Annotated in this window: 20 protein-coding genes; 10 read left to right on the top strand and 10 right to left on the bottom strand. The window is 63.3% G+C overall.

Going from position 1 to position 26380, the window contains the following annotated elements; all coding sequences use genetic code 11:
* Positions 1 to 40 precede the first annotated feature (40 nt).
* From BLR77_RS21025 to BLR77_RS20980, 10 genes are all read left to right on the top strand, one after another.
* Positions 41 to 928, top strand: coding sequence for an NAD(+) kinase (locus BLR77_RS21025; protein ID WP_017679052.1), 888 nt, complete (start codon positions 41 to 43; stop codon positions 926 to 928).
* Entirely contained in the window at positions 929 to 1903 is a 975-nt protein-coding gene (locus BLR77_RS21020; RefSeq protein WP_074681474.1) for a metallophosphoesterase, read from the top strand.
* Entirely contained in the window at positions 1900 to 2760 is an 861-nt protein-coding gene (locus BLR77_RS21015; protein ID WP_074681472.1) for a rhomboid family intramembrane serine protease, read from the top strand. The genes BLR77_RS21020 and BLR77_RS21015 overlap by 4 nt, the downstream gene beginning before the upstream one ends.
* A gap of 79 nt (positions 2761 to 2839) precedes the next feature.
* Positions 2840 to 3103 carry a YeaC family protein gene (locus BLR77_RS21010; protein WP_074681470.1) on the top strand — a complete coding sequence of 88 codons (264 nt, stop codon included), beginning with the start codon at positions 2840 to 2842 and terminating at the stop codon, positions 3101 to 3103.
* Positions 3103 to 3939 carry a DUF2797 domain-containing protein gene (locus BLR77_RS21005; protein ID WP_074681468.1) on the top strand — a complete coding sequence of 279 codons (837 nt, stop codon included), beginning with the start codon at positions 3103 to 3105 and terminating at the stop codon, positions 3937 to 3939. Before BLR77_RS21010 ends, BLR77_RS21005 begins: the two co-directional genes overlap by 1 nt.
* A 51-nt stretch (positions 3940 to 3990) precedes the next feature.
* Positions 3991 to 6648 carry an aminopeptidase N gene (pepN, locus tag BLR77_RS21000; RefSeq protein ID WP_074681466.1) on the top strand — a complete coding sequence of 886 codons (2658 nt, stop codon included), beginning with the start codon at positions 3991 to 3993 and terminating at the stop codon, positions 6646 to 6648.
* Positions 6649 to 7120: 472 nt separating this feature from the next.
* Positions 7121 to 9130, top strand: a complete 2010-nt coding sequence (locus BLR77_RS20995; RefSeq protein WP_074681464.1) for a DUF1302 domain-containing protein — start codon at positions 7121 to 7123, stop codon at positions 9128 to 9130.
* A 68-nt stretch (positions 9131 to 9198) separates the two neighbouring features.
* On the top strand, positions 9199 to 10569 hold the full coding sequence (locus tag BLR77_RS20990) for a DUF1329 domain-containing protein (protein WP_074681462.1): 1371 nt from the start codon (positions 9199 to 9201) through the stop codon (positions 10567 to 10569).
* 198 nt (positions 10570 to 10767) lie between these two features.
* The gene (locus tag BLR77_RS20985) at positions 10768 to 11862 is read left to right on the top strand and encodes a WD40/YVTN/BNR-like repeat-containing protein (RefSeq protein ID WP_074681460.1); all 1095 of its coding nucleotides are present in this window, start codon (positions 10768 to 10770) and stop codon (positions 11860 to 11862) included.
* Between the two features lie 18 nt (positions 11863 to 11880).
* Positions 11881 to 14235, top strand: coding sequence for an efflux RND transporter permease subunit (locus BLR77_RS20980; protein WP_074681458.1), 2355 nt, complete (start codon positions 11881 to 11883; stop codon positions 14233 to 14235).
* A gap of 523 nt (positions 14236 to 14758) precedes the next feature.
* Here the strand turns inward: BLR77_RS20980 and BLR77_RS20975 are convergent.
* The 10 genes from BLR77_RS20975 to BLR77_RS20930 all read right to left on the bottom strand — a co-directional run bounded on the left by BLR77_RS20975 (position 14759) and on the right by BLR77_RS20930 (position 26265).
* On the bottom strand, positions 14759 to 16399 hold the full coding sequence (locus tag BLR77_RS20975; RefSeq protein WP_074681456.1) for a BatD family protein: 1641 nt from the start codon (positions 16397 to 16399) through the stop codon (positions 14759 to 14761).
* Complete coding sequence (locus tag BLR77_RS20970; RefSeq protein ID WP_074681454.1) at positions 16396 to 18153, bottom strand: VWA domain-containing protein; 1758 nt, start codon at positions 18151 to 18153, stop codon at positions 16396 to 16398. Before BLR77_RS20970 ends, BLR77_RS20975 begins: the two co-directional genes overlap by 4 nt.
* Positions 18150 to 19154 (bottom strand): vWA domain-containing protein, encoded by a 1005-nt coding sequence (locus BLR77_RS20965; protein WP_074681452.1) that lies wholly within the window; start codon positions 19152 to 19154, stop codon positions 18150 to 18152. The genes BLR77_RS20970 and BLR77_RS20965 overlap by 4 nt, the downstream gene beginning before the upstream one ends.
* Positions 19147 to 19641, bottom strand: coding sequence for a DUF4381 domain-containing protein (locus BLR77_RS20960; RefSeq protein ID WP_074681450.1), 495 nt, complete (start codon positions 19639 to 19641; stop codon positions 19147 to 19149). The genes BLR77_RS20965 and BLR77_RS20960 overlap by 8 nt, the downstream gene beginning before the upstream one ends.
* Positions 19638 to 20585: a DUF58 domain-containing protein gene (locus tag BLR77_RS20955; protein WP_074681448.1), complete on the bottom strand. Its 948-nt coding sequence runs from the start codon at positions 20583 to 20585 to the stop codon at positions 19638 to 19640. Before BLR77_RS20955 ends, BLR77_RS20960 begins: the two co-directional genes overlap by 4 nt.
* A gap of 100 nt (positions 20586 to 20685) precedes the next feature.
* Positions 20686 to 21645, bottom strand: a complete 960-nt coding sequence (locus BLR77_RS20950) for an AAA family ATPase (protein ID WP_074681446.1) — start codon at positions 21643 to 21645, stop codon at positions 20686 to 20688.
* A gap of 195 nt (positions 21646 to 21840) precedes the next feature.
* Positions 21841 to 22770 carry a 5-oxoprolinase subunit C family protein gene (locus BLR77_RS20945; RefSeq protein ID WP_074681444.1) on the bottom strand — a complete coding sequence of 310 codons (930 nt, stop codon included), beginning with the start codon at positions 22768 to 22770 and terminating at the stop codon, positions 21841 to 21843.
* Complete coding sequence (locus BLR77_RS20940; RefSeq protein WP_074681442.1) at positions 22767 to 23480, bottom strand: 5-oxoprolinase subunit B family protein; 714 nt, start codon at positions 23478 to 23480, stop codon at positions 22767 to 22769. The genes BLR77_RS20945 and BLR77_RS20940 overlap by 4 nt, the downstream gene beginning before the upstream one ends.
* Positions 23477 to 24229 carry a 5-oxoprolinase subunit PxpA gene (locus tag BLR77_RS20935; RefSeq protein WP_074681440.1) on the bottom strand — a complete coding sequence of 251 codons (753 nt, stop codon included), beginning with the start codon at positions 24227 to 24229 and terminating at the stop codon, positions 23477 to 23479. Before BLR77_RS20935 ends, BLR77_RS20940 begins: the two co-directional genes overlap by 4 nt.
* A gap of 152 nt (positions 24230 to 24381) precedes the next feature.
* Positions 24382 to 26265, bottom strand: coding sequence for a methyl-accepting chemotaxis protein (locus BLR77_RS20930; protein ID WP_074681438.1), 1884 nt, complete (start codon positions 26263 to 26265; stop codon positions 24382 to 24384).
* Positions 26266 to 26380: the final 115 nt, after the last annotated feature.

Below are 26380 nucleotides of genomic sequence, written 5' to 3'. Positions count from 1 at the left end.
ATAATCACCCATCGTTTCTTATCTGTCTGGCGGGAGTCCCATGGAGCAATTTCGCAATGTCGGCATCATCGGGCGCCTGGGGAGCACGCGGGTGCTGGAAACCGTGCGGCGGCTCAAGCGCTTTCTGATCGACCGCCACCTGCATGTGATCCTCGAGGACACCATTGCCGACGTGCTGCCGGGACACGGCCTGCAGACCTCCTCGCGCAAGATGCTTGGCGAGGTCTGCGACCTGGTGATCGTCGTCGGTGGCGACGGCAGCATGCTCGGCGCCGCCCGCGCCCTGGCGCGGCACAAGGTACCGGTGCTGGGGATCAACCGTGGCAGCCTGGGTTTTCTCACCGATATTCGCCCTGACGAGCTGGAGCTCAAGGTGGCGCAGGTGCTCGAAGGCCAGTACCTGACCGAGAATCGCTTCCTGCTCGAAGCCGAAGTGCGTCGCCAGGGCGAAGCCATCGGCCAGGGCGACGCGCTCAACGACGTGGTGCTGCACCCCGGCAAGTCGACGCGGATGATCGAGTTCGAGCTGTATATCGACGGTCAGTTCGTCTGCAGCCAGAAGGCCGACGGCCTGATCGTCGCCACGCCCACGGGTTCGACCGCCTATGCGCTGTCCGCCGGCGGGCCGATCATGCATCCCAAGCTCGATGCCATCGTGGTGGTGCCGATGTACCCGCATACGCTGTCCAGCCGGCCCATCGTGGTTGACGGCAACAGCGAGCTGAAGGTGGTGGTGTCGGCGGACATGACCATCTATCCGCAGGTGTCCTGCGACGGCCAGAACCACTTCACCTGTGCCCCGGGCGACACCCTGCACGTGGCCAAGAAGGCGCAGAAGTTGCGTCTGATCCATCCGCTGGATCACAACTACTATGAGGTTTGCCGCACCAAGCTCGGATGGGGCAGCCGCCTGGGAGGGCAGGACTGAATGTCCCTCGACCCCCATCGTGGCTATGACCTGATCGGTGATATCCACGGTTGCGCGCAAACCCTTGAACGCCTGCTCGAGCGTTTGGGTTACAGCCGCCAGGGTGGCGTGTGGCGCCATCCGACGCGCATGGTGATCTTCCTGGGTGACCTGGTCGACCGTGGTCCGGGTATCCGTGAAACCCTGCATCTGGTGCACGACATGGTTCGTGCCGACCAGGCACTGTGCATCATGGGCAACCACGAGTTCAACGCGTTGGGCTGGAGCACGCCGGCGCCACCCGGCAGTGGCCGCCAGTACGTACGCGAGCACAGCTCGCGCCACCAGCGCCTGATGCGCGAGACATTGGCGCAATTCGAGGATCATCCACTGGAGTGGCGCGAATTTCTGTGCTGGTTCTACGAGATGCCGCTATTCATCGATGCCGGGCGCTTCCGCGTGGTGCACGCCTGCTGGGATGACGAGCTGATCACGCCGCTCAAGGCGCAGTTTCCCGATGGCTGCATCGACGAACACTTCCTGCAGGCCTCGGCCGTGCCCGGCAGCTTCGCCAACATGGCGCTAGATCGCCTGCTGCGTGGTACCGACATGCGCTTGCCGCACGGCCTGACCCTGACCAGCGGCGACGGCTTTACCCGCTCGTACTTTCGCACCAAATTCTGGGAAGAGAATCCGCAGACCTACGGCGATATCGTCTTCCAGCCCGATGCGTTGCCGGAGATGGCTGCGCAGACGCCGTTGACCGAACTGCAGAAGGATGAGTTGCTCAGATATGGCGCGCACGAGCCGCTGCTGTTCGTCGGCCATTACTGGCGGCGTGGCAAGCCGGCGCCGATCAGGCCCAACCTGGCGTGTCTGGACTACAGCGCGGTGGTTGGCGGCCGCCTGGTGGCTTATCGTCTGGATCAGGAAACACGTCTGGACGCGGGTAAATTCGTCTGGGTCGATGTCGATCCGCAGGAGGCGCCGCGATGACGGCAGTGGTTGTGTTGCGCTTGCCGCTGGATAGCGATTTGAGCGGTTTTGTCGCTCTGCTGCAGCGTTTGCGTGTACCGCACCGGGTGGCGGAAGAGGGCGGTGAGCAGGTGCTGTGGGTGCCGGGGCAGGAGCTTGCAGAGCAGGTGCGCGAACTGTACGCGCGCCACCCGCAGGGCGATGCCGCCGGAGAGCTGCCGCCAAGCGTCGTCCCTGTGCGCGAGGGCTTCGCCACTCAACTACGGCGCAGCCCGGTCACGGCGCTGGTGTTGCTGGCCACCTTCATCGTCTTCGCGGTGACCCTGGCGGGCGAGAACTTTTCCACCATTCGCTGGCTGAGTTTCGTCGATTTTCGCCTCGACGGTGAGCACATCTATCTGACCTATCTGGATGCCACCCTGGGCAGTGGTCAATGGTGGCGCCTGATCACGCCGATGCTGATCCACTTCGGTTGGCTGCATCTGGCGATGAACAGCTTGTGGTACTGGGAGCTGGGGCGACGCATCGAGTTTCGCCAGGGCGCCATCGGCCTGTTGGGGCTGACTCTGCTGTTTGGTCTGGCGTCGAACTTCGCCCAGTACTGGTGGGCCGGGCCGTCGTTGTTCGGCGGCCTGTCCGGCGTACTTTACGGTCTGCTTGGGCATTGCTGGATCTACCAGCGCCTGGCACCGAACGCTGCCTATCGGCTGCCGCCTGGCGTGCTGGTGATGATGCTGGCCTGGCTGCTGATCTGCATGACCGGCATCTTCGAGTTGTTGCAGTTCGGCGCCATTGCCAATGCCGCGCATGTCGGCGGCTTGCTCACCGGCTGCCTGACCGGGCTGCTTGGCGGTATGCTTGCCAGACGAACGATTTAAAGCCTGTGGGGTGGGTGAAGCCCGCCATCGCAGCATTTTGGCGGGCTTCATCCGCCCTAAGACTTATTTGGAGACCTTCATGTCGTCCTTTCTCGATGCGATTGAAAACATCACCCCGGAAATCTACGAGAGCCTCAAGCTGGCCGTGGAAATCGGTAAATGGCCGGACGGCCGCAAGCTGACCCAGGAACAGAAAGAGCTGAGCCTGCAGGCGATGATCGCCTGGGAAGTGCAGAACCTGCCGGAAGAAGAACGCACCGGTTACATGGGGCCGCAGGAGTGCAGCAGCAAGTCCGAGCCGGTACCCAACCTGTTGTTCAAGTCCTCGGATACCCTGCACTGATGAGTGAATTGGGACGTGGCTCGCTGAGCAAGATGAAGGCGCACCTGGACGCACCGGTGCAATACGCCTTCCGTCTTGGCGACGAAGAAGTACCGGTCAACCCGCTGGTGGGCAAGCATCTGCGCCTGGAATACCTCGGTGCCATCCATTGCACGCACTGCGGACGCAAGACCAAGACCAGCTTCAGCCAGGGTTATTGCTACCCCTGCATGCAGAAGCTGGCGCAATGCGATATCTGCATCATGAGCCCGGAGAAGTGTCATTACGATGCCGGCACCTGCCGCGAGCCGAGCTGGGGCGAGCAGTTCTGCATGACCGACCATATCGTCTACCTGGCCAATTCCAGTGGCGTGAAGGTGGGCATCACCCGTGCCAGCCAGGTGCCGACGCGCTGGATCGATCAGGGCGCGACCCAGGCGCTGCCCATCCTGCGCGTGGCCACCCGGCAGCAGTCCGGCTTCGTCGAAGACCTGCTGCGTAGCCAGGTGGCAGACAAGACCAACTGGCGGGCGCTGCTCAAGGGCGATGCCGTGCCGGTCGATCTGCTGGCGATTCGCGAGCAGCTGTTCGATAGCTGTGGCGCGGGTATCACCGAGCTGCAGCAGCGCTTCGGTCTGCAGGCCATCCAGCCGCTGGGCACCGCCGACGTGCTGGAGATTCGTTACCCCATCGAGGCCTATCCGGCCAAGATCACCAGCTTCAATCTGGACAAGCTGCCCCTGGCCGAAGGTACCCTGCTCGGTATCAAGGGCCAGTACCTGATGTTCGATACCGGCGTGATCAATATTCGCAAGTACACCGCCTATCAGTTGGCCGTCCACGAGATCGCCGCCTGACACCCGATTGCCACCGGCGCCCGGGGCGCCGCAGACGAGAGGCCAAGAGCCATGCGCACCGAACAATCCAAGACCATCTACCTCAAGGACTATCAGGTTCCCGACTACCTGATCGACGAAACCCACCTGACCTTCGAGTTGTTCGAGGATCACAGCCTGGTGCACGCGCAGCTGGTCATGCGTCGTAACCCCGAGGCCGGTGCCGGCTTGCCCAAGCTGGTGCTGGATGGTCAGCAGCTGGAGCTGCTGGAGCTCAAGCTCGATGACCGCGAGCTGGGTGAGGGTGATTACAGCCTCACCGACAGCCACCTGAGCCTGCAGCCGACTCAGGACCGTTTCGTGGTCGACAGCAGCGTGCGCATTCACCCGGAAAGCAACACCGCACTGGAAGGCCTGTACAAGTCCGGCACGATGTTCTGCACCCAGTGCGAGGCCGAGGGCTTTCGCAAGATCACCTTCTACCTCGACCGCCCGGACGTGATGAGCAAGTTCACCACCACGGTCAGCGCCGAACAGCATGCCTACCCGGTGCTGCTGTCCAACGGTAACCCGATTGCCAGCGGCGGCGAGGAGGGCGGTCGTCATTGGGCCACCTGGGAAGACCCGTTCAAGAAGCCGGCCTACCTGTTCGCCCTGGTCGCCGGTGACCTCTGGTGTGTGGAAGACAGCTTCACCACCATGAGCAGCCGCGAGGTAGCGCTGCGCATCTACGTCGAGCCGGAGAACATCGACAAGGTGCAGCACGCCATGGACAGCCTCAAGCGCTCGATGAAGTGGGACGAGGAGGTCTATGGCCGCGAGTACGACCTAGACATCTTCATGATCGTCGCGGTCAACGACTTCAATATGGGTGCCATGGAGAACAAGGGCCTCAACATCTTCAACTCCAGCTGCGTGCTGGCCAAGGCCGAGACCGCCACCGATGCCGCGCATCAGCGTGTCGAGGCGGTGGTGGCGCACGAATACTTCCACAACTGGTCGGGCAACCGCGTGACCTGCCGCGACTGGTTCCAGTTGTCGCTCAAGGAAGGCTTCACCGTATTCCGCGACAGCGAGTTCTCCGCCGATACCCACTCGCGCACGGTCAAACGCATCGAAGACGTGGCCTACCTGCGCACCCACCAGTTCGCCGAGGACGCCGGCCCCATGGCCCACCCGGTGCGCCCGGACGCGTACATGGAGATCTCCAACTTCTACACCCTGACCATCTACGAGAAGGGTTCGGAAGTGCTGCGCATGATCCACACCCTGCTCGGGCCGGAACTGTTCCGCAAGGGCTCGGACCTGTACTTCGAGCGCCACGACGGCCAGGCCGTGACCTGCGACGACTTCGTCAAGGCCATGGAAGACGCCAGCGGCCAGGACCTGACCCAGTTCAAGCGCTGGTACACCCAGGCCGGCACGCCGCGTCTGGAGGTCAGCGAGGCTTATGACGCCGCCGCGCAAACCTACAGCCTGAGCTTCCGCCAGAGCTGCCCGGCCACGCCAGGGCAAAGCGAGAAGCTGCCGTTCGTGATTCCGGTGGCGCTCGGCCTGCTCGATGCCCAAGGCAACGAGCTGGCGCTGCGCCTGCAGGGTGAAAGCGCGGCGCAAGGCACCAGTCGCGTATTGTCGGTCACCGAGGCTGAGCAGACCTTCATCTTCGAAGGCATCACCGCAAAGCCACTGCCGTCGCTGCTGCGTGGCTTCAGCGCGCCGGTCAAGCTGCACTTCCCCTATGACCGCGACCAACTGATGTTCCTCATGCAGCACGACAGCGACGGTTTCAACCGCTGGGAAGCCGGCCAGCAGTTGTCGGTGCAGGTACTGCAGGAGCTGATCGGTCAGCATCAGCGTGGCGAGGCTCTGGTGCTGGATCAGCGCTTGGTCACTGCGCTGCGCACTCTGCTCGAAGACGAGTCGCTGGATCAGGCCATGGTTGCGGAAATGCTCTCGCTGCCGGGTGAGGCCTACCTCACCGAGATCAGCGAGGTGGCCGATGTCGAGGCCATTCACGCCGCGCGTGAGTTCGCTCGCAAGGAGCTGGCTGCCGCGCTGTTCGCCCCGCTGTGGGCGCGCTACCAGGCCAATCGTGAAACCTCCAAGACCACGCCTTACGTGGCCGAGGCCGCGCACTTCGCCCGTCGCAGCCTGCAGAACATCGCGCTTTCCTACCTGATGCTCAGCGAGAAGCCCGAGGTGCTGGTGGCCTGCGTCGACCAGTTCGAGAATGCCGACAACATGACCGAGCGCCTGGCGGCGCTGGCGGTGCTGGTCAACTCGCCGTTCCAGGCGGAGCAGGGCAAGGCCCTGGCGATGTTCGCCGACTTCTTCAAGGACAATCCGCTGGTCATGGATCAGTGGTTCAGCGTGCAGGCCGGCTGCCCGCTGCCCGGCGGCCTGGAGCGTGTGCACGCGCTGATGCAGCATGAAGCCTTCACCCTGAAGAACCCGAACAAGGTGCGTGCGCTGATCGGGGCCTTCGCCAACCAGAATCTGATCAACTTTCACCGCGCAGACGGGGCGGGCTACCGCTTTCTCGCCGATCAGGTGATCACCCTCAACGCCCTCAACCCGCAGATCGCCTCGCGCCTGCTGGCGCCGCTGACCCGCTGGCGCAAATACGGCAGCGCCCGCCAGGCGCTGATGAAGGCCGAGCTGGAGCGCATCCTCGCCTCCGGCGAGCTGTCCAGCGATGTCTATGAAGTGGTGAGCAAGAGCCTGGCCTAAGACGGGTTTTGCTCTACAAAAAAGTGTTACCGGCCTCTGGTTGGTAACACTTTTTTGTTACCCAATGAAATATGTATGCAATTCGTTATGCCTTTGCACACTTAAGTTCGGGCTTCTGCGCTTGACAGCTGGGCGATCTTCTTCGCTCTGCAGGGCGGCAAGGTGCGTGGCAGGTGGCATAAAGCGTCGGATCGTAGGACAAAGTGCGCCAGTTTTTCTGACGTATTGGTCAGTGGCTGATCAGTCACGAAAAGAAACTGGCCAACAGCTCTCCCAAGCCTGTTTGCGCTGATACACCCGTTTGAATTGGCACCATGGTTGCAGTACCGAGCAGGATCTGGCCGCGTGCGAGCGCACGCTGGTCGTTGGAACATGTTGCTGCAAATAAAAACAGAAGCCGTCGTCAGTACGGCACTCGCGACCCGGATACGGGATCGCCCAAAAGAATGATCTGTCCACGGAGTGAGTCTCGATGGAAATTAAGTCCCGCAAGCCCGTTCTACGTTTTGCCCCGGCCAAGGCCGGCTTTGCGTTCGCAGGCGTTCTGCCGTTGTTGGTCGCCGCTCACGCTCAAGCGGTAGAGTTCAGCTTCGCCGATAACGAAATCACCGGCTCCATCGACACCACCGTCTCCTACGGCCAGCTGTGGCGCGTACAGGGTCAGGACAAGACCAACAACGACATCAACACCAACGATGGCAACCGCAACTTCGATACCGGCCTGGTTTCCGAAGTGTTCAAGATCACCACCGATCTTGAAGCGTCCTATCAGAACTATGGTGTATTCGTCCGCGGTACCGCTTTCTATGACACCCAGATCATGGACAAGCGCAACGACTACTACGACGCAAATACTCCGGCTCAGCCTAGCCAAAGCTACCCGCGCGACAACACCTTCACTCGTGAAACCCGCCACAAGGCCGGCCGCGATGCGCAGATTCTCGATGCCTATGTTTATGGCAACTGGGATGTGGCCGATATGCCGGTCTCCGGCCGCTTCGGTAAGCAGGTGTTCAACTGGGGTGAAGGGCTGTTCTACCGTGGCGGGATCAATACCACCAACCCGGTCGATGCTGCCAAGTTCCGCCTGCCTGGCTCCGAGGTGAAGGAAGTGTTGGTGCCGGTCGAAGCACTGAGCTTCAACATTGGCCTGACTGACAATCTCTCGATGGAAGCCTTCTACCAGTTCAACTGGAAAGAGTCTGCAATCGACCCGGTTGGTACTTACTTCTCCGAGACTGATTTGTTCGCCGACGGTGGTCATACCGCATATAACCAGAGTGGTGCTTTGGCTGGCGCACTTACGCCAAACCCTCTGCTTGGCGGTCTCTCTCTCTATCAAGCCTCGGTTTTGAACCCTGCCCATGGATTGAACGGCAGTTCGTTTGCCACGCCTGACGCTTTTAAGGTCGCCTCTATCAAGAATGACCTCAATGCTAAGAATGATGGGCAATTTGGCGTTGCATTTCGCTATATCGCTGAAGAGCTAAATTCGACCGAATTTGGCTTCTACTTTGTGAACTACCACGCCAAAGAACCTTCAATCTATGCCCAGTTGGACGACGCATACGGTGGTATGACGGGAGGACAATTTGGTGCTCTTGTTGGTAGTGCCCCTGTTCAGGGAGCTGCGTTGCAGGCTGCGGCCGCAGCAGGCGTGGCAGGTGATCCGGCTGCTGTCGCTGATATCGCACGGCAAATTGCCGGTGGTCTGGTCTCGGTGGATGTAGCTAATCAGATCCAGGCTAGCCGCCAATACGCCGAAGATGTTCGGATGATGGGCCTGAGTTTCAATACTACTGTAGGCAATGCGTCGGTATTCGGTGAGTTCTCCTATCGTCCAAACCTGCCGATTGGTATAGCCACCACTAACGACCTGTTGGGGCAAGTGCTCCAGCAAGCGCCGCAGATTGCTCTGGGGCAGCAGGTGCAAGTGGGAGGGCAGACTGTAAGCCTTGGTAACCGTCGCCTGAGCAACTATGAGCGTGTTGAGGCTTTCAACACTTCCATTGGCAGTATCTACAACTTTGGCCCGTCGCTGGGCTTCGACTCCCTTTTTGGTGTTGCTGAACTCGGTTCTGAGCACATTCGTGGCAGCAATCTGAAGTACACAGATTTCCAGGGTAACGTGCGCTACTACTCTGGCCGTGCTAACGGCTCCTACATCTCCGGCTACGACCGCGACGATCAGATCAACAAGAACGCTTACGGCTACACCCTGGTGCTCTCCGGCACCTGGAACGACGTTTACGCTGGCGTGAACCTGTCGCCGTTCGCCGTGTTCAAGCACGACTTCGAAGGCAACTCGCACCAGACCGGCAACTTCATCGAAGGTCGCAAGGCATACACTCTGGGTATGCGCGCCAGCTACCTGAACAGCTTGGAAGCCGAGATCCAGTACACCGAGTTCTACGGCGCTGGCCAGAACAACGGTGCGCGCGACCGAGACAATATCGGTCTGAACGTCAAATACTCCTTCTAATACCCATAACCAGAAAAAACGCCGGGCGCCGTTGGGCGCCCGGTCAGACTCTTCACGGAGAATTACCCATGCTGAACAAGCACAGGCTGATGGCTGTAGCCGTTGCGCTGGCGTTTTCCGCCGGTTCTGCGCTGGCTGCCGTTTCCCCGCAGGAAGCCGCCAAGCTCGGCGATACCCTGACTCCCTTCGGCGCCGAGAAGGCTGGCAACGCTGCCGGCACCATTCCGGCCTGGACCGGTGGCATCACCCAGGCGCCGGCGGGCTACACTCGCTCGGGCCAGCACCACGTCAATCCGTTCCCGGAAGACAAGCCGCTGTTCACCATCACCGCGGCCAACCTGAGCCAGTACGAGGCCAATCTGACGCCGGGTCAGATCGCCATGTTCAAGGCTTACCCGGAAACCTATCAGATGCCGGTCTACCAGACCCGCCGCTCCGGCTCCGCGCCGCAGTGGGTCTATGACAACAGCATCAAGAACGCCACCAGCGCCAAGCTGGTCGATGGCGGCAACGGCTTCTCCGATGCCTATGGCGGTATCCCGTTCCCGATCCCGCAGAACGGTGTCGAGGCGCTGTGGAACCACATCGCCCGCTATCGTGGTACCTACATCGTGCGTCGTGCCTCGGAAGTAGCCGTACAGCGCAATGGTGCCTACTCGCTGGTTACTTCCCAGCAGGAGGCGCTGTTCAAGTACTACCTGCAGAACGGCTCCTTCGCCGACCTGAACAACATCATGTTCTACTACCTGTCCTTCACCACCAGCCCGGCGCGTCTGGCCGGCGGTGCGGTACTGGTTCACGAGACCCTGGATCAGGTCAAGGAGCCACGTCAGGCCTGGGGCTACAACGCCGGTCAGCGTCGCGTGCGTCGTGCGCCGAACCTGGCCTACGACACGCCGATTGCCGCTGCTGACGGCCTGCGTACCGCCGACGATACCGACATGTTCAACGGTGCCCCGGATCGCTACGACTGGAAACTGGTGGGCAAGAAGGAGATCTACATCCCGTACAACAACTACCAGGTCACCAGCCCGGACGTTAAGTACAAGGACCTGCTGCAGGTTGGTCACCTCAACCCGGCAGTCACCCGTAACGAGTTGCACCGCGTATGGGTGGTAGAGGGCACGCTGAAGAAGGGGGCTCGCCACATCTACTCCAAGCGTACCCTGTTCCTCGACGAGGACAGCTGGCAAGCCGCCGTGGTCGATCAGTACGATGGTCGTGGCGAGTTGTGGCGCGTTTCCATCGCCTACCTGAAGAACTACTACGATCTGCCGACCACCTGGTCCGCGCTCGATGTGTTCCACGACCTGCAGGCGCGTCGTTACCACGTGCAGAACCTGGACAACGAAGAGAACAACACCATCGACTTCACCCAGGCCACTCCTGACGACGGTTACTTCAAACCGGCCGCCCTGCGTCGCCGCGGCACGCGATAATAGTCGTGTAGTCTCGCGCGAAGGCCGCTACAGTAGTAGCGGCCTTTTCGTATCAGCTTGGCGAATAGGCTTCTATCACGCGGGTTTTGCCTTAACAAAACATAACGTCGCGCCAATTGTCAGGGCTTTCCGAAGCTCGCTAGGATGGGCGGCCTGCAAATCAGTAGTACCGCCTATAACAAGAAAGGGGGAAGGTATATGAGTGAGCCCGTCATGCGGCGCACCCAGTCCGGTCTGGCGCCCACCCTGGCGCGCAAATCGGCGCTCCGTGTCCATTCGCCGCTGGCTAAAGCGCTCTCGCTGTGCAGTGTGCTTTCCATTCTGGCTTTCGCTGCCGCACCCTTGCAGGCCGAGACCTCGGCTGCAGCTGATGCTGGCTACGCCATCGAGTCTCCCAAGGCCGTGCACAGCCTGTTGCTCGATGTGGTCAACACCGGTGAGCGCCTGATTGCCGTTGGCGACCGTGGCCACATTCTCTATTCCAACGACCAGGGACAAAGCTGGCAGCAGGCCAAGGTGCCGACCCGGCAGATGCTGACGTCGCTGTTCTTCGTCGATGCCCAGCATGGCTGGGTGGTCGGTCACGATGCGCAGATTCTCGCGACCACCGATGGCGGCCTGACCTGGACCAAGCAGTACGAGGACCTCGAACGCGAAGCGCCGCTGCTGGATATCTGGTTCAAGGATCTCGAGACTGGCTTCGCCGTGGGTGCCTATGGCGCGCTGCTGGAAACCACCGATGGTGGCGAAAACTGGGAAGACGTCAGCGATCGTCTCGACAACGAAGATGCCTATCACCTCAACGCCATTACCGCCGTGAAGGATTCGGGTCTGTTCATCGTCGGTGAGCTGGGCGGCATGTTCCGTTCGAGCGATTGGGGCGAAACCTGGGAAACCGTCGAGGACAAGCCCTACGAGGGCTCGCTGTTCGGTGCCCTGGGCACGAACGAAGCCGATACGCTGCTGGTTTACGGCCTGCGTGGCCACCTGTTCCGCTCCACCGATTTCGGTGACAGCTGGCAGCAGATCAGCCTCAACACCCCGAACAATGGTCCGCTGGAGTTCGGCCTGGCCGACGGCACCTTGCTGCGTGACGGCAGCGTCGCCGTGGTCGGCCATGGCGGCACCGTGCTGCGCAGTACGGATCACGGCCAGAGTTTCAGCCTGATCAATCGTCCCGACCGCCTTTCTCTGGCCGGGGTAACAGCACTGGATAACGGCAACCTGATCCTGGTAGGGCAGGGCGGCGTTCACCTCGCCGCCTCGACTGGCGCCGATCTGGGCCAACAATAACAAGCCGGGAGCCTTTGCATGACCAAGCCTCAACACAAGCCTGCCTCCTTTCTCGAGCGGCTGATTTTCAACAATCGCCCGGCGGTGATTCTGATCTGCCTGCTGATCAGCATCTTCCTGTTCTACCAGGCTGCCCAGGTGCGCCCGCAGACCAGCTTCGAGAAGATGATTCCGCTGGGCCACCCCTACATCCAGAAGATGCTCGAGCACCGTAACGACCTGGCCAACCTGGGTAATACCGTGCGGATTTCGGTGGAGGCCACCGATGGCGACATCTTCAGCAAGGAGTACATGGAGACCCTGCGTCAGGTCCACGACGAGGTGTTCTACATCCCCGGCGTCGACCGTTCCGGTCTCAAGTCGCTATGGAGCCCGAGCGTACGCTGGACCGAAGTGACCGAAGAAGGCTTCGCCGGCGGCGAGGTGATCCCGCAGACCTACGACGGTTCTGCCGATAGCCTCGAAGACCTGCGCAGCAATATCCTCAAGTCGGGCCAGATCGGTCGTCTGGTGGCGAACAACTTCAAGTCCAGCATCGTCGACGTGCCATTGCTGGAGTCCTATCCGGACCCAAATGATCAGAGCAAGCTGATCAAGCTGGATTACCAGAGCTTCTCTCACGAACTGGAAGAGAAGATTCGCGAGAAGTACGAGGCGCAGAATCCCAACGTCAAGGTGCACATCATCGGCTTCGCCAAGAAGGTCGGCGACCTGATCGATGGCCTGGTTGGCGTGGCGCTGTTCTTCGCTGTCGCCATCGGCATCACTTTTGTTCTGCTGCTGTGGTTCACCCACTGCTTCAAGAGCACCCTGGCCGTGGTGATCACCACCCTGATCGCGGTGATCTGGCAGCTCGGCCTGCTGCATACCCTGGGCTTCGGTCTCGATCCCTACTCGATGCTGGTGCCGTTCCTGGTGTTCGCCATTGGTATCTCGCATGGGGTGCAGAAGATCAACGGCATCGCCATGGCCTCGGGTGAGGCGACCGACGCGCTCTCCGCTGCGCGCATGGCCTTCCGTCAGCTGTTCATTCCCGGCCTGGTGGCGCTGCTGTCCGACGCCGTGGGTTTCGTCACCCTGCTGCTGATCGATATCGGTGTGATCCGCGAACTGGCCATCGGTGCGTCCATGGGCGTGGCGGTGATCATCCTGACCAACCTGATCCTGCTGCCGGTACTGATTTCCTACATCGGCATCGGCAAGCGTGCGGTGAAGAAGAGTCGTGAGGAAGCCGCCAAGGATCACCCGGTCTGGCGTACCATTTCCAACTTCGCCCATCCGATGGTGGCACCGATCTCCGTGGTGATCGCCGTGGTGGCACTGGCTGGTGGTGTCTGGTACGGGCAGAACCTGAAGATCGGTGACCTCGATCAGGGCGCACCGGAACTGCATCCGGATTCGCGCTACAACCTCGATAACGACTTCGTCATTCGCAACTACTCGACCAGCTCCGACGTGCTGGTGGTGATGATCAAGACCGGCCCCGAGGGCTGCTCCACCTATGACAGCCTGGCCGCGATGGACGAGCTGATGTGGAAGATGACGAACACCGAGGGCGTGCAGTCGGCCATCTCCATGGTCACTGTGTCCAAGCAGGTGATCAAGGGCATGAACGAGGGCAACCTGAAATGGGAAACCCTGTCGCGCAACCAGGACGTGCTGAACAACTCCATCGCCCGTGCCGAAGGCCTGTACAACGCCGACTGCTCGGTGGCACCGGTGCTGGTGTTCCTCGAGGATCACAAGGCCGAGACCCTGTCGCGCGCGGTAGCTGCGGCAGAGGAGTTCTCCGCGCAGCACAGCAACGATGACCTGCAGGTGGTGCTGGCTGCCGGTAATGCCGGTATCGAAGCGGCGACCAACGAGGTGATCGCGGCGTCCGAGACCACCATGCTGATCGCCGTTTATGCGGCGGTGAGCATCATGTGTCTGCTGACCTTCCGCTCGCTGGCCGCGACCCTGTGCGTGATTCTGCCGCTGGTCCTGACGTCGGTGCTGGGCAACGCGCTGATGGCCTTCATGGGCATCGGCGTCAAGGTAGCTACCCTGCCGGTGATCGCGCTGGGTGTGGGTATCGGTGTCGACTACGGCATCTACATCTACAGCCGTCTTGAGACTTACCTGCGTCAGGGGCTGTCGCTGCAGGAGGCCTACTACGAGACGCTCAAGTCCACCGGTAAGGCGGTGCTGTTCACCGGCGTCTGCCTTGCCATCGGTGTGGCGACCTGGATCTTCTCGGCGATCAAGTTCCAGGCCGACATGGGCCTGATGCTGACCTTCATGTTCCTCTGGAACATGATCGGCGCGATCTGGCTGCTGCCGGCACTGGCCCGCTTCCTGATCAACCCGGAGAAGCTGCGCGCCAAGGGCTGATGCTCATCGCGTAGCACGAAAACCGCGGCCCTTGGGCCGCGGTTTTTTTATGTGCGTATCGGAAAGTTTCCGATGTGGGTTTGGGGACTTCTGAAACGCCCGCTAATGCGGGAGCCCAGGAAATCCGCAGGACGCGTTCCTGTGTAGGAGCCAGCTTGCTGGCGATCATTGCGGCATATGGGGTGTATCGCCGGCAAGCCGGCTCCTACCGGTCTGTGCGTCGACTGCAATCCGTAGGCTGGCGTTGTCGTTGTGATCCGAGAGTGTTGTTGACTCATGCGCCCACGCAGAGCGTGGGTGCTATTTTCGTCCCTGGGTGGCCTGGCGCTGAGCTGGGGTGTTTCACCGTCGCCGTAGGAGCGGATTTATCCGCGATTCTCGGACGCACCCGCTAACGCAGTACGTAGGGTGGGCCGGGCGGCGATCCGTTTTAGCCCACCAAGGTCAGCCGCTGTTGGTGGGCTGAAGCCCACCCTACCAGTTGCACGCTTCGGACTGCGTATCCTGCAAGCCCATCGCGCGCCTAGCGCGGATACAGCGGCGGCAGCGCGCTGCTGTCCTGCGGTGCGCTGCTCGGCTCCTGGGCGGCCGGCAGGTTGCGAATCACTTTCCACAGCTCCTCGCCTTGCCATTGCTGACCAACTTCGCTGTACAGCGCGCCGTTGAGACCGTCCAGGGCGTCCGACAGCGGCACGTGGCGTGCGGCCATGTCGGCGAGGGTTTCCGGCTGTTGGCGGGCCCAGGCGTCGAGTGCATGACGGGTGGCCTGGGCATCGCCGGCTTGGCAGGCACGCTTGATGTCGTCGAGCAGCGTGCGCGGGCTGGGGCCGCTCTGCGCCGCGCGCTGGATCGCCGGTTGCCGGCGGGCATGCCACCACAGACCGAAGCCGAGCAGTGTGGTCAGGCTCAACAGCGCGCAGGCCAGTTGCCAGGGCCACAGGTCCGGCCCCTCGACCACCTGGGTCGTCACCATCGGCGTATTGGGTTGTTCCTCGTTCTGCAGTTGCGGGTTTTCCGCGACCTGCAGGGTGCGGGCGGAGAGGGTGGTGCGTTCCAGCGTGTCGGTCTGGGTGTTCCACCACACCACTTCCAGCGGCGGCAGGTCGAAACTGCCGGCGCGATTGGGCACCAGTGCTTCGCGTTCTTCGCGGGTGCCGATGATGCCCGTCTCGCTCTTCTGGTCGTTCATCTGCGGCTGATCCGGATAACGCCGCAGGCCATCAACCTGGGTCGCCGGTAACGGCGGCAACTGGGCGCTGGAAAGACCATCGACCTTGAGAATCAGGCGGCGGGTCAGGGAGTCGCCGACCTGGCTTGTTTCCGGTTGCGGGTTCCAGGTTTCCGCCAGACCCAGGGCGCGCGCCGGTAGCCAGGGCACGTCAGCCGGATAGTCGGCCGGCTGGGGTTTGACCTGCAGTGGAATGTCCGGTGATTTGACCCGCGAGACCTTGCCCGTGCGCGGCCCGAAAGGCAGGAAATCGTTGTTGCGCGAGCGGTCGACCAGGGTGGCGCTGAAGGTCTGCCCAGGGATCACCAGTTGGCCGCTGCGCTGCGGATAGATGGCGTATTGCAGCTCGATCACGCCGTGCAGCACGCCGCCGATGCTCTTCTCGTAGGTGCGTGGTTCGCCCAGTTGCTCGACACGCGCATCCGCTATGCGCAGGGGCGTCAGACTGCTGTCGTCATACATGGACACCGAGTGGTAGATGCGCAGGGTCAGCACGGCCTGGGCCTGGACGTAGACACTCTCCTGGTCGAGGTTGGCATCGATGAATACCGGTGCCAGCTGTTCGCCGTTACCGGCGCTGACGGCTGCCTCGACGTTCAGCGTGATCGGCAGGGTTTCGGCGTCCTCCAGGCGGATCGCCGGGATCGTCACCTCACCGTTGCGGCGTGGCTGCAGGGTCAGGATCCAGCGGGTGCTGGCGCGTGGTGTATCGCCGATGCTGCTCAGACGATTGACCTGGCGACTGCCGAGCACCTCGAAGTCCTCTTCCAGCGGCGTCAGGTCGGGTCGGCCGAAGCGGGTCGGGTCGGTCGACTCCAGCGTCAGCACCACGGTTTCGCCTTCGCTCAGGCGGGTACGGTCGACGCTGGCGAAAAAGGTTTCGGCATGGGCCTGTCCGGTGAGCAGTAGAAGAAGCAGGAAGACCAGACGCTTCATCGATTCGAGTCCTGACGCTGTTGCTGTTCATACCAGAATTTGCGCCGCAGCAGTTCGGCCGGGTCATCCGGGATCTGCCGCAGCCATTGTTCCAGCGCTTGTCGGCGTTCCGCCGCAGTGCCCAGATCGGCTTCCGTACGGGGTTGCTCAACGGGCTCGGCGTCGCCCGGCGTTTCACTGCTGGTGCCGGGTTGGGTGTCTTCCCCGGCGCCATTGGCGGAGCCCTGTACTTCGCTGCTTTCACTGTTGTCGCCGTTACTGCCCGGCTGGGTGGGCTGTGTGGTAGTGCTCTCGGCAGGCTGGCCAGCCGACGATTCATTGGTATCGGGCTGCTCGTTCGCGTGTTCCTGCTGCTCGGTCGAATCACCGTCGCCGGATTGCTGATGATTCTCGCGCTGACGCAGCGCTTGCTCCACCAGCGCTTTGTTGTGCTGCGCCGCAGCCAGCTCCGGCTGGCGTTCCAGGGCTTGTTCGTAAGCGTCCAGCGCTGCCTCCAGTTCGCCCGCCTTGGCCAGGGCATTGCCGCGATTGTAGTGATCGGCTGCCGAATCACCCTGGGCGAAGCGCTGCGCGGCAGCGGCATAATCCTCTGCCTCGTAAAGCGCCTTGCCTTGCCACTGTGGATCGACGAAACGTTGCGCCGCTTCGGCCGGGCGCTGCGCCTGCAGCAAGCGTTGACCCTGCTGGTCAGGGCGTAGCCAGAGGTCATTGAACTCGAAGGCATGGCTGCTCTGTGGCGGCAGCATCAGCAGTAGCGGCAGGCAGAACAGCCAGCCGCGGCGACCGGCGCAGGCGGCGAGCAGCAGCAGCGGCAGCAGGAACCAGTAACCCTGGTCGATATGGCTGTCGAGCAATGTCGGTTCACTCGCTGCGCGCAGTGCCTGCGGGCCGTCGAGCAGGCCCAGACGACGCAGGTCTTCGTCGTCCAGGCGGCTCGCTGCGTAGCGGCCGTTATGGGCTTCGGCGGTTTCCCGCAGGCCGCGTGCATCGAGGCGTGGAATCAGGATGGCGCCGCGCGAGTCCTTGAGGAAGCTGCCGTCTTCCTGCACCACCGGGGCGCCTTCGCGGCTACCGACGCCGAGAATAAGCAACGGCACCGAGCGCTTTTGCAGCGCTTGCTGGATGCCGCTACGTTCCCCTTCATCAAGGGCGCTGGTGATCAGCAGCAGGCGACCCTGGCCCAGTTGTGCCTGGTCGAGCAGTTGCAGTGCACGCGCCACGGCCAGATCGGCTCGGCGCCCCGGCTCCGGCATCAGCGACGGCTTCAGCGCTTCGAGCAGGTTACGACTGGTGGCCAGGTCATCGGACAGCGGTACCAGACTGTGCGCGCTGCCGGCGTAGACGATGATCGCCGTCTGTGCGTCGCGGCGCGCTTCGAGCAGGTCGAGCAATTTGCGCCGGGCCTGCTCCAGTCGATTGGGGCGGCCGTCAGTGGCGAGCATCTGCGGCGTCAGTTCGAGCAGGACCAACAGAGGGTCGGCGGGCTTCTGGTTGCTCTGTTCGACGCGCTGCCAACTGGGACCGAGCAGCGCCAGTACGGCCAGCAGCCAGGCCAGGCTGAGCGCCAGCCAGGGCAGCTTGTTGGAGCGGCCGCTGCCGCCCTTGAGCAGCGCCTGATGGAACGCCGCCGGCAACAACAGCTGCCAGCGCCCGCTCTGGCGCTCGCGATGCCACAGGCGCCAGAGCAGCCAGGCCAGTACCGGCACTGCCAGCAGCCACAGCGGGCGCAGCCACTCAGGCCAGAGCATGCTCATGCACGCCTCCGCAGCCGCTGCAGCAGGTCGGGCCATAGCACTTGGCTGACCAGCAACAGCGAGCCCAGCAGCGCCAGTGCCAGCGGCCAGGCGTAGAGCGCCAGGGCGGGGCGGGCCAGGGTAGGTTGTTGGGCGACTGGCTCGAGGCGGTCGAGTGTCAGTTCGATCTGCTGCAGTTCGGCCTGATTGCGCGCGCGGAAATATTCGCCGCCAGTAACGTCGCTGATCGCGCGCAGGCTGGTTTCGTCCAGATCCAGGGCGCTGAAACCGAAGCTGCCGAATGCGCCGCTTTGCTGCGGGTCGGCGCCGATGCCGATGGCATAGATACGCACGCCTTCGTCGGCGGCCAGTTGCGCAGCGACCATCGGGTCGATTTCGCCGCCGTTGTTGGCGCCATCGGTGATCAGCACCAGCACGCGGCTTTGCGCCGGACGCTGGCGCAGGCGTTTCACTGCCAGGCCGATGGCATCGCCGATGGCAGTGTTCTTGCCAGCGATGCCGATCAGGGCTTCGTCCAGCCAGGTGCGTACCGTGTGGCGGTCGAAGGTCAGCGGTGCCTGCAAATAGGCCTGGCTGCCGAACAGGATCAGGCCGACCCGGTCGCCACGGCGGCCTTCGATGAAGTCGCCGAGCAGGCGTTTGACCAGCTCCAGCCGGCTGATCGGCTCGTCGTCCCACTGCATGTCGGCGTAGTCCATGGAGCCGGAGACATCCACGGCCAGCAGCAGGTCGCGGCCGCTGGCTGGCAGCGGCAGGGGTTCGCCGACCCACTGCGGCCGTGCTGCAGCGCACAGCAGCAGGCACCAGAGCAGCGCCAGCGGTGCTTGTTGGCGCCAACTGGGCAGGGCGGCGCGGGCATGGCGACCGCTCAGGGCCTGCAACTCGTCGAGAAAGCCGACGCGCAGCGCCGCATCGCCGCTGTCGGCCGGCGGCAGTAGCAGGCGCAGCAGCCAGGGCAGTGGCGCCAGCAGAAAGACCCAGGGCCAGGCGAACTCAAACATGCTTGCGAATCCAGATGGCGATGGCCTGATCGAGTTCCACTATGGCTTTATCGCTCAGGGTGCACTGCGGCCTGTAGCTGCCGTCGACCAGAACCATCCAGCGGGTCAGGCCGGCCGCCGGGCAGCGGTTATCGAGAAACGCCAGCCAGGCACGGCTGCTCAGGGTGTGGCTGGCGCTCTCCGGATAGCGTTCGCGGCACAGGCGCTTGAGCAGGGCATTGAGCTGCTGCAGCCAGGGGCCGGCGGGTGCGCCGTCATAGGGTTTGCGCAAGATGGCCAGCTCGTCTAGCGCCGCCTGGCGCAGTGGGTCGAGCGCCTGTTCCACGGTCACCTTGGGCGCACGTCGGCGCCAGTTGCGCAGCAAGCGCCACAGTCCCCAGCCGAGCAGTGGCAGCAGCACGGCGAGCAACCACCAGCCCGGTGCCGGCGGCCACCAGAGTACGGGTGGCGGGTCGATCAGCGGCTGCAACTGGTCGATGGGGTTCATAGGGATTTTCTCGAATGCAGGGTGCTGAGCTGCTCCTGCAATTGCTCGACCAGTTCGAACTGTGTGCTCAGCGGCAGCAGTGGTACGCCGAGCTTCTGCGCCAGACGCTGCCAGCGCGCCTCGCGGGCCTGGGCCTGGGCGCGATAGGCCTGGCGCAGATCACCGTTATGGCTGTCGAGCTCCAGCTGCGCGCCGTTCTGGGTAAAGCGCAGCAGGCCAGCAGCCGGCAGGGCGTGATCGAGTGGGTCGGACAGCGGCAGCAGCAACAGATCGGTGTGGCGCGCGAGCAGCGTCAACTGCTGCTCGGCGTTATCGCTGAGGGCGCGCTCATCGCACAGCACGATCACCAGGCTGCCCGGGCGCAGCACCTCGCGGGCGCGACGCAGGGCCAGGCCGAAGTGGTCGCGGCTGGTGTTGGCCTGGCTCTCCGGGCCGAGCGCCTGGTTGGCGCGGGCCAGCAGGTTGAGCAGTTGCAGCAGGCTCTGTTTGCTGCGCCGTGGTTTGACTTCGTGATGCTCGTTGTCGGCGAACACCAGGCCGCCAATACGGTCGTTATGGCCCAGCGCGGCCCAGCCGATCAGCGCTGCGGCACGGGCGGCGAGCACCGACTTGAAGCACTGGCCGGAGCCGAAGAACAGGCGCTGGCTCTGTTCACTGATGATGAAGATGGGGCGCTCGCGCTCTTCATGGAACAGCTTGGTGTGCGGCTCCTGGGTGCGTGCAGTGACGCGCCAGTCGATGGTGCGCACGTCGTCGCCCGGCTGATAGACGCGCACCTGGTCGAAGTCCACGCCGCGACCGCGCAGCTTGGAGTGATGCAGACCAATCAACGGGCTGCGCCGGGCCGGAGTGGAGAACAGCGGCACTTCATGCACCTTGTGGCGCATGTCGATCAACTCGCCGAGGGCGATATGGATGCCGGGGTGGCTGGGCGGGGTTTGCATGGGCTTCAGCCCGTAGCCCGGATGCAATCCGGGGACGCAGCGCAATCAGTCCCGGATTGCATCCGGGCTACATGGGACGAGCGCATGCGGCGCGGCTGCATCAGGCCACCGCCACCACGTCGAGGATGCGCTGGATCACGCGGTCCTGATCGACGCCCGAGGCTTCGGCCTCGAAGGACAGGATGATGCGATGACGGAGCACGTCGAACAGCACGGCCTGGATATCTTCCGGGCTGACGAAGTCACGCCCGGCCAGCCAGGCGTGGGCGCGTGCGCAGCGGTCGAGGGCGATGGAGCCGCGCGGGCTGGCGCCATAGGCGATCCAGTCGGCCAGCTCGGCATCGAACTTGGCCGGGGTGCGGCTGGCCATGACCAGTTGCACCAGGTACTCCTCCACGGCATCGGCCATGTACAGGCCGAGGATTTCCTTGCGCGCGGCGAACACCGCCTGCTGGCTGACCCGGTGTTCGGGCTTGGCCTCGCCATTGAGGGCCTCGCCACGGGCCTGGGCGAGAATCTTGCGCTCCACGGCCGCGTCGGGAAAACCGATCTTCACGTGCATCAGGAAGCGGTCGAGCTGGGCTTCGGGCAGTGGGTAGGTGCCTTCCTGCTCGATGGGGTTCTGCGTGGCCATGACCAGAAACAGCGGCGACAGGTCGTAGGTGCTGCGGCCCACCGATACCTGGCGCTCGGCCATGGCCTCGAGCAGCGCCGATTGCACCTTGGCCGGGGCGCGGTTGATCTCGTCGGCCAGCACCAGGTTATGGAAGATCGGCCCCTGCTGGAACACGAAGCTGCCGGTTTCCGGGCGGTAGATCTCGGTGCCGGTGATGTCCGCCGGGAGCAGGTCGGGGGTGAACTGGATGCGATGGAACTCGCCCTCGATGCCTTCGGCCAGTTCCTTGATCGCCTTGGTCTTGGCCAGACCGGGGGCGCCTTCGACCAGCAAATGGCCGTCGGCGAGCAGGGCGATCAGCAAACGCTCGATGAGCTTTTCCTGGCCGAGAATCTGGGTGGAGAGAAATTGGCGTAACGCGACCAGCGCTTCACGGTGTTCCATCGTCGGGCTCTTCTGGCGGATGGGCGCGGCTTTTCACAGCCGCGCGTGCAGACCGCCGACTTTAATGCATTTACGGCTTCAGCCGCTATGCGCGGCGCGGGTCATGAACAGTCTGGCAACAGAAATGCGAGGGATGTCGCCACCGCTGAAATGACCCGCCTCTGGCGAGGGCGGGTCATGCAGCCAGGTGCGACGCTATTGCCACTGCGCCAGAAGCCGGCGCTGGGCGAGCAGGGCGCTGTCCTGCGTGGTGGGCGTCAGGTGCACGCTCTGCCCTGGCAGGCATTGCGCCAGCCGAGCCACGGCCTGGGGTGTCAATGCGCCGAGGCGCGGATAGCCACCGATGGTCTGACGGTCGTTGAGCAGGATGATTGGTTGGCCATCCGGCGGCACCTGCACGGCGCCCAGGGGAATGCCTTCGGAGATCATCGAGCCACGCTGGCATTGCAGCTGCGGGCCGTTGAGACGAATGCCCATGCGGTCGGCGCGCTGGTCGATCAGCCATTGGCTGTTGAAGGCATCGAACAGGCTCTGGCCGCGGAAGTCTCCGATCTGCGCGCCCAACACCAGCTGCAGGCTCGGTGCATCCTGGTACTCGGGAGTGCACTCGGCGGGCATCTGTCGCGTTGCGCTTGTGCTGCCGGTCCAGCCCAGCGCATCGCCGACAGCGAGGGCGCGGCCATCGCCTTGCAAGCCGCCGAGACCTTCGCGCAGCATGCTGGCGCAACTGCCCAGCACCAGCGGTGCCTTGAATCCACCCGGCGCTGCCAGATAGGCGCGCGCGCCCTGACGCGGCTGGGCGAAACTCAGGCGCTGGCCCTTGCGAACCTCGAAGCTGCACCAGGGTGTAAGCGGTTGCTCGTCCAGCCGTGCACCGAGGTCGGCGCCGGTCAGCGCCAGTGTGGCGTCGCGGCTACATTCGAATTCGGCGTTGCCCAGGGTGATCTCCACCACTGCGGCCGCCAGCGGGTTGCCCAGCAGCCAGTTGGCCCAGCGATGAGCGATCCAGTCCAGCGCGCCGCACTGGGTCACGCCGAGGTGACGCACACCGAATCGCCCACCGTCCTGCAACTGAATGAAGGGGCTGCTGCGCAAGACGCGCAAGCCGGTGTCGAGAGCGCTCATTGACTGGCCTCCAACGGGCTGTCGTCACCGCCCAGGCGTATGAATTCGGCGCGCTCGATGGGTACGAAACGCACGCGATCGCCGGGTTGCAGCAGGCTGTAACCCTCGATATCGCGGCCGAACAGGCGGCTCGGCGTACGCCCGATCAGGTTCCAGCCGCCGGGCGAGACCACCGGGTAGGCGGCCGTCTGCCGTTCGGCGATGCCCACGCTGCCGGCGGCGATGCGCTTGCGCGGTGTGTTCAGACGTGGCGCGGCGAGGATCTCCTCGACCAGGCCCATGAAGGCGAAGCCGGGCGCGAAACCCAGGGCGAATACCTGATAGGCATGGCTGCTGTGCCGGGCGATCACCTCCGCCTCACTGAGCCCGCTGCGCCGCGCCAGCAGTTGCAGCTCCGGGCCGACGCTGCGGTCGTACCAGGTGGGCAGCTGGTGTTCGCGACCGCCTTGCACATCGGCAGGCTGCAAGCCATCGAGTGCTTCGGCGACCTTCGCGCGCGCCTGCTCGCTGTCGAGTTGGCACAGGTCGTAGTGCAGCAACAGCGTGGTGTAGGAGGGCACCAGGTCGATCAGTGCGCCGCCGAACGCTGCCTGCAGGCGCGTACGCGCTGCCAGCATCCATGGCATGTTGGCTTCATCGATATGCTCGAACAGGCGCAGGATCAGGCTGTCGATGCCGGCGACTTCCAGCCGGGCGTTGGGCGCCTTCATGCCTGAACCAGGCTGTCGAAAGCCTGCCGGATGCGTTGCACGGCCGCCACCGAACTGGCGTTGTCGCCATGCACGCACAGGGTCTGCGCCGCCAGGTGCAGTGCGCTGCCGTCGCTGGCCTGCAGGGCCTCGCCACGCGCCAGGGTCAGCGCCTGGCTGACGATCACTTCGCTGTCATGGTGCACGGCACCCGGCAGGCTGCGGCTGACCAGAAAACCGGCGGCGTCGTAGGCGCGATCAGCGAAGGCTTCGAACCACAGGGTCAGGCCGAATTCGTCGCCCAGCGCCTGGGCGGCACTGTTGTCGCGGGTGCACATGAGCATCAGCGGCAGCTGGCGGTCGTACTTGGCCACGGCGCTCATCACCGCACGCAGGGTGGCGGGCTTGCGCATCATGTCCTGATACAACGCGCCGTGAGGTTTGACGTAGCTGACACGGGTGCCCTGGCTGCGGCAGATGCCTTCCAACGCACCGATCTGGTAGAGCATCAGGTCTTCGACTTCCTGCGGCGTGCAGTCCATCGAGCGACGGCCGAAGCCGACCAGGTCCTGATAGGCGGTGTGCGCACCGATGCGGACATCGTGGGCCACGGCCAGGGCCACGGTCTTGCGCATCACGCTGGGGTCGGAGGCATGGAAGCCGCAGGCGATGTTGGCGCAGTCGATGTAGGGCATGACCTCGGCGTCCAGGCCCATGGTCCAGGCGCCGAAGCTTTCGCCGATGTCACAGTTCAGAAGCAGATCGTTCACGCGGGAGCTCCTCAGGCAGGCAGCCGGTAAGCCGGTGCTGGCGCGGCTTGCGACGGCCGTAGCCGTCATCCATGGCTGTCATTTTTCAACGGCCTGCCGGAGGCGTCCAACTAATTAAAGCGTGCGCCCGATATAGGAAAAGTCGATGAGGCTCAGGCCAGGCGGAACTGCCTGGCGCTGCGTCCCAGTGCATCGACCTGGGATGACAGACCCTCGGTATGGCCGCCCAGGGTATGGCGCAGGTCCTTGCTCTGCCCGGTATGCACGTGGATGGTTTCCATCTTGTCGGCGATGTCCTCGGTGGTGGTGGAGACTTCCTCGATGGCCACCACGACCTGGTTCATTTCGCCGGTCAGGCGCTCCATCGCCGAGGTGATGGCGCTGATCGCGTCGGCTACCTGAGCGGCATGCCGCTCGCTGTCGGCAGCCAGATTCAGACCGTTGCTCATCAATTGGTGCATGTGCCGGGTCTGTTGCTGGAACTCGCCGACGATGGCGCTGATGTCGGTGGTTGCCGAGACCGTCTTCTGCGCCAGCGAGCGCACCTCATCGGCCACCACCGAGAAACCACGACCGGCATCGCCCGCCCGGGCTGCCTCGATTGCCGCGTTCAGTGCGAGCAGGTTGGTCTGGTCGGCGAGGCTGTTGATCACATTGACGATGCCGCTGACCCGGGCGCTGCTCTGGCCGAGGGCATCGACCTGGCTATGGGTATCCTGAATCAGCTGCGCCAGGCGACTCATGCTGTCGACGCTGGCGGCGATCACCTCGCCGCCGTTGCGCGCGGCATCGTAGGCGCTGGTGGTGGCGGTGCCGACTTGCGCCGTGCGCTGCGCCATGTCGTTGAGGGTGGCGCTGATCTGGTGCGAGGCCGAGGCGGCCTGTTCGGTCTGCATTTCCACCTGGGTGCTGTTGTCACCCAACTGGCGCATGGCATCGCCCAGGTGATGATGCAGGCGGCTCAGTTCGCCGTTGGCACGGACCACTTCGGCAACGATGCCGCCGATGCCCTGGATCATGCGGTTGGCGGCGTCGGCCAACTGGTTGAACTCGTCGCGCGGGTTGTTGCCCACCGGCAGCTTGCCGGTGAGATCGCCGGATGCGACCTGGGTGAGTAGCTGAATGACGTTGCGCAGGCGGGTGACCAGCGTGCGTGAGGCCTGCAGCAAGGTGAGGCAGAGCAGGGCGGCGACCGCCAGGAAACTCAGCCCCATCATCCACAGCGCGGACAGGCGCGCTTGTTCAGCTTCCTGGGTGCGGCGCAGCAACAGGCCGCTCTGCAGCGCCTGCGCTTGTTCGTCGATACGCGTCTGCAGTTGCTCGCCCAGCTGACTCAGGCGCTGGTTGGTCGCGTTGATGCGTCCGATGCTGTCATGAGTGTCAGTGAACGCCTGGGCATAGCCCTGCACGTTCTTGCCGATTGGCGTGTCCTGCCATTCGAGGTCGGCGATCTGCTCCTGCAACTTGCCGATGGCCGTCAGGGCAATCTGGGCGAACGCCGGATCGAAGGTCGACAGATAGTCGCGCTGGCTGCTCAGGGCACTGGTTATGAAGGGCTTGATCAGGTCGAAGCTGATCGCCTCCAGGGCTTTGCCTCTTTCAGTCAGGGTTTTGCGCTGGCCTTCGAAGGGGGTCAGGCCCAAGGCCTGGTTGAGGCTCAGCCACTGGCGCTGTTGGGCCAGTTCCTCGAGCAGCACGGCCTGGATCTGCTGGGCGTGTTGCACCGTGGCGTCGTCCTGCAGGGCTTGGGCTTGCGTCAACAGTTGTCCGACAAGCTCTTGCAGCTCATTGAGACCACTGCTGAAGGCTTCCTGCTGTTCGGGGGTGATCTGTTGGCGCAGTGCGTTCTGTCGCCACCAGTGGTTCATCAGCTGGGTACTGGCGCTGGCATAGGCTGCCGCCTGCTCCCTCGCCTGTAATGCAGTGCTGACGCGGTGGTTGGCCCATAACGAGGCGGCCGCCATCAGAATCAGACTGATCAGGGTGAGCGCGACCAGGGCGCGGAATTTTTGTTGCCAGGACAGTGAAAAGCTCACGATAACGCCTCGCCATCTTCTTCGGGATGATGCTCAGGAATCGGCAAGTTGTCATACAACTTGATTAAAAGTCTATGGCCTTCTTGCTTCCTGAGAAACGCGAACGGGGCCGTAA

The organism is Ectopseudomonas alcaliphila, assembly GCF_900101755.1.
GTDB lineage: Bacteria > Pseudomonadota > Gammaproteobacteria > Pseudomonadales > Pseudomonadaceae > Aquipseudomonas > Aquipseudomonas alcaliphila.
Note: the sequence above shows the minus strand (reverse complement) of the source record. Positions and strands in the feature narration are given on the sequence as shown.